The 3,909-nt window shown below is 24.5% G+C and carries 3 protein-coding genes; all 3 read right to left on the reverse strand.

The genetic code is table 11. The features are described from left to right. Positions 1-438 precede the first annotated feature (438 nt). Positions 439-828 carry a CBS domain-containing protein gene (locus MBORA_RS08865; protein ID WP_042694629.1) on the reverse strand — a complete coding sequence of 130 codons (390 nt, stop codon included), beginning with the start codon at positions 826-828 and terminating at the stop codon, positions 439-441. Then, positions 806-1,720 (reverse strand): 2-phosphoglycerate kinase, encoded by a 915-nt coding sequence (locus tag MBORA_RS08870; RefSeq protein ID WP_042694630.1) that lies wholly within the window; start codon positions 1,718-1,720, stop codon positions 806-808. Before MBORA_RS08870 ends, MBORA_RS08865 begins: the two co-directional genes overlap by 23 nt. A gap of 1,355 nt (positions 1,721-3,075) precedes the next feature. Then, the gene (locus MBORA_RS11235) at positions 3,076-3,219 is read right to left on the reverse strand and encodes a hypothetical protein (RefSeq protein ID WP_231476055.1); all 144 of its coding nucleotides are present in this window, start codon (positions 3,217-3,219) and stop codon (positions 3,076-3,078) included. Positions 3,220-3,909: the final 690 nt, after the last annotated feature.

The raw sequence follows: 3,909 nt of genomic DNA on the forward strand, positions 1-3,909 counted from the left end.
TAGGAGAAGACAATCCACCATCAAATAACACTCATCCAAATCAATCCTAAGCAACATTTCACGAGGATAAGCAGGTTCACCAGGCTTATCACGAAAAACTCCTTGTTAGCTTCGGAACAATCAATTTGATCAACCACATTTTTAATAAAAATAACACGGATGACCTTCAGGAATCAAATTACTCAAGTCCATAGGCACCAACATAGTCTGATTAATAGTATCATCTTTTAAAACCATAAATAAAACAACCATAAATATTAATATTTATAATAAAAGATTGTACTTCATAGTATATAAAATTAAAGGAAAAAAAAACGAAAAAAATTTTAAAAATTAATGAGAATCATGTCCCATCCTGATTACTAGAAAAAAAAGATTATTATAGTATATATTAAAAAATAAGTAAAAAATTAAATAATAAATTAAAAAAAGATATGATTAAAATATCTCTTGAATAATATCTCCATCAGAAATAATACCCACTAATTTATCATTTTCAACCACAGGTAGTTGATTTAATATATTTGAATCTGAAGCACCATTTCTCATGACGTCAATAGCTTTTCTAATTGAATCATCAGAAGAAACTGTAACAACAGGTTTTACCATGATTTCTTCAACATTAGTTCCAAGTTCATATTTATCTAAAATCAAATTATGACCTACATCAGTTGCTGTTATAATACCTACTAACACATCATCATCAACAACTGGAAGAGCACTTATTTTATGTTCCATAAGCTTTTCAAATGCATTAATTACATCCACATCAGGAGTAATAGTTAATACATCTTTTGTCATAATTTCACTCACTTTTTTGTTCAACATTTTTCAAACCTCCATATTTTTCTATAATTTCATTTACCATAATATCGACAGTTTCAGTAACATCAACATTGTCAATTATACAAGAATCATGTATTTTAGCTTGTTCAATTAAAAAATCTTGTGTTTTTCTAATAATATCAAAGTTTTCAATATATTTTTCAAGGGAACGTTTTACCCAAGGTTGTCTACATCTTGTAAAAAATCTCTGTTTATGAGTTTCAGGATCGTCAACAACTAATGTAAAAATTATAATATTATTTTTACTTATTAAATCTTTTCTAATAAAACCTGGAACCACATGAACTCCCTCAATAATAATACTAATGCCTTCTTTTAAAGATCTTTCAATAATAGCTTCTACACCTACATTAACAACATCAACATGACTAATAAATCCTTCAATAATAGAATCAATCCTAATAGAAGGTATTCTAATACTTTCATGAGCATCAAAACTAGATTTATGAATAACAGGACTTAATTCTTTAGATACTATCTTACGCATTACTTCCCTAATCATATCTGTACTAATAAGATTTTTTAATCCTAATTTACTAGCTAATTCAAAAGCCATTGAAGATGTGCCTACACCAGATGCACCACCAATTAAAATAATTAAAGGTTCTTTTGATTTTCTAACTTCCCTCCAATTAAGGTATTTTTTAGCATAATCTGGATCTAAATAATCTAAATAATCCACAATGAAATTTGTTAAATCTGTTAAAGTAATCTCATTAATATCTCCATCAATAAGTTTAGATTCTATCTCACTAGCTATTTCATATGCTCTTTCTGAACCAATATCAGTTATACTTAATGATCTAGCTAAAATTCCTTTTGAGAAAGGTTCACGATATCTTCTCCCCTCAACATCACCAATTACCCAAATCATAAAATCACATCTGAAAATTTATTTATTGACTATTATAATATAATTTATAATATTAAATAAAATTTGTTATTTGGTTTGGTAATTTAGGACATTAATATTATCTTTATGAGATAATTGATTTTTATGGGGTTAAATTTAGATGTAGTTATAATTGTGGGTTTTTTAAAAAAAATAGTGAATATTCAAAGATGGAAAAATTTGGTGATTATGCAGGTTATGTTTAACTTTATTTATTCCACTATGCTCATAAATCAAGTTTAATTAGTAAAATCAAAAAAAATAGTTTGTGTTAAAATTTAACAAGAGATTAAATTAATAGTTAATTACTAAACTTTTGGTATAAATATTTTGAGTCATTTGTCATGAACTTTTGTTTTTGAAATTGATTCAATAATATGTTTTAATAGTTAATTCTTGCAAAAATTCTTTAGATTCTAGGTAATAATGTTTTATTTCTCTTTTTATTGTCTCCATATTTGTTCGATTGGATTTAAGTAGGGGAGAGTATGGTGGAAGATATATTAGTTCAATATAAAGGTGTAGTGCTATTTTTTTTGATAAATGTGGACTTGTGAATACTATAATTATCTAGAATCAAAGATATTCTTTGTTCTGTTTGTATTTTTTGTTATTATATCTTCTTTTTTTTAAGATATTTAAGGTTATTTTTTCTTTTTATTTCTCTTTTTTTCATATTGTTTAGTGATTCCCTATTGCAGTATTTTTCCAATTATTCTGGTGATTATTGAGGTTGAATTATCCTTTATATTTTTTCAAGGGGGTTTTAAAATTTTTTTCTGCGAAAACTTCATTATTTTTTCGTTATTTTCTATTAATAATTTATCTATATCTTCATCATTTAGATTTACTTTGTTTATTATTTTGTTTAATATTTTTATTGTTTATTGTTAATGATCCTGTGATGTTGATTTTGAATTTGTATGGATTTACAGTTTGTGTATGTTTTGTTCCTTGCTTATATAATGATTTTTGTGTATATGGTTCATTTTGAAATGATGCTTCATCAAATAAGACTATAATATTGTTTGTTGTTATATTACTGTTCTTCTAAGTTTTTTTTAACCGTTCTTCAGCATCTTCTGGTGATTTTGAAAATTTTGGATATGTTTTGCTGTAATTGCACCCCAATTTTCTTACAATTTCCCATAATTTGCTTTAAACTATAATATACATCAAATTTATCTTTAACAAGAATATGTACATCTTTTATTGACATGTTTGGTGTTTTTTCAATGATTTTATCTAATTCAATTAGTTGATCATGAGTTAATTTTGATGGTCTTCCACCACCCCAAGATGATTTTAAACCTTCTAATCCTTCATTTGCACATGTTTTAATTCATTTGTGAATTGTTTGATATGATTTTTCCTAAGATATTTGCAGCATAAGTTATTGTATTTCCATCACTAACCATTTTAACTGCAATTAATCTCTGATAATACCTATGATAACCCACATAATTTGCTGATTTCTTCATCCAAAGCAGTTTTTTGTCATTTTGTTAAAAAACATTAATTTTAGATTTTCCAGACAGTATTTTATTATTTATAAGTCATCTATAATAAACGTTTAGTTAGTAACTATATTGGCTCTTTCAAAAACTTGTGTGATAACTAATTTTTTGATTAATTTATTAATTTAAATTTTTCAAAACAACGGGTTAATTAGCTTTAAATTATAAAAATAACGCCAAATATTAAGAAAAAATTTTTAATAAAAAAACTTACCAATATTTAAATCACACAAGTTTTTGAAAGAGCCTAGTAACTATAATATTGAAAAAATCTTTAATAAATCTATCAAATAGAATACATTAGAACCAACCCCCATTTAAATCAATTCGTGGTTAAAAAACTTAAATCACTTATATAAATATTTGTATCTCTTAATATTTAAAATAAAGTATATATAATTATTAAAATAAGATATAAATAAATTTAAAGTAATTAATAAAGTATTAAATAATAAATACTATAATTAAGTAAAATAGATAAAAATTATAAGTCAGGATGGGACATGACTCTCATTAATTTTTAAAATTTTTTTTCGCTTATTTTTTTCCTTTAATTTTATATACTATGAAGTACAATCTTTTATTATAAATATTAATATTTATGGTTGTTTTATTTATGGTTTTAAAAGATGATACTATTAATCAGACTATGTT

Source organism: Methanobrevibacter oralis, from assembly GCF_001639275.1.
In the GTDB taxonomy this organism is placed as follows: domain Archaea; phylum Methanobacteriota; class Methanobacteria; order Methanobacteriales; family Methanobacteriaceae; genus Methanocatella; species Methanocatella oralis.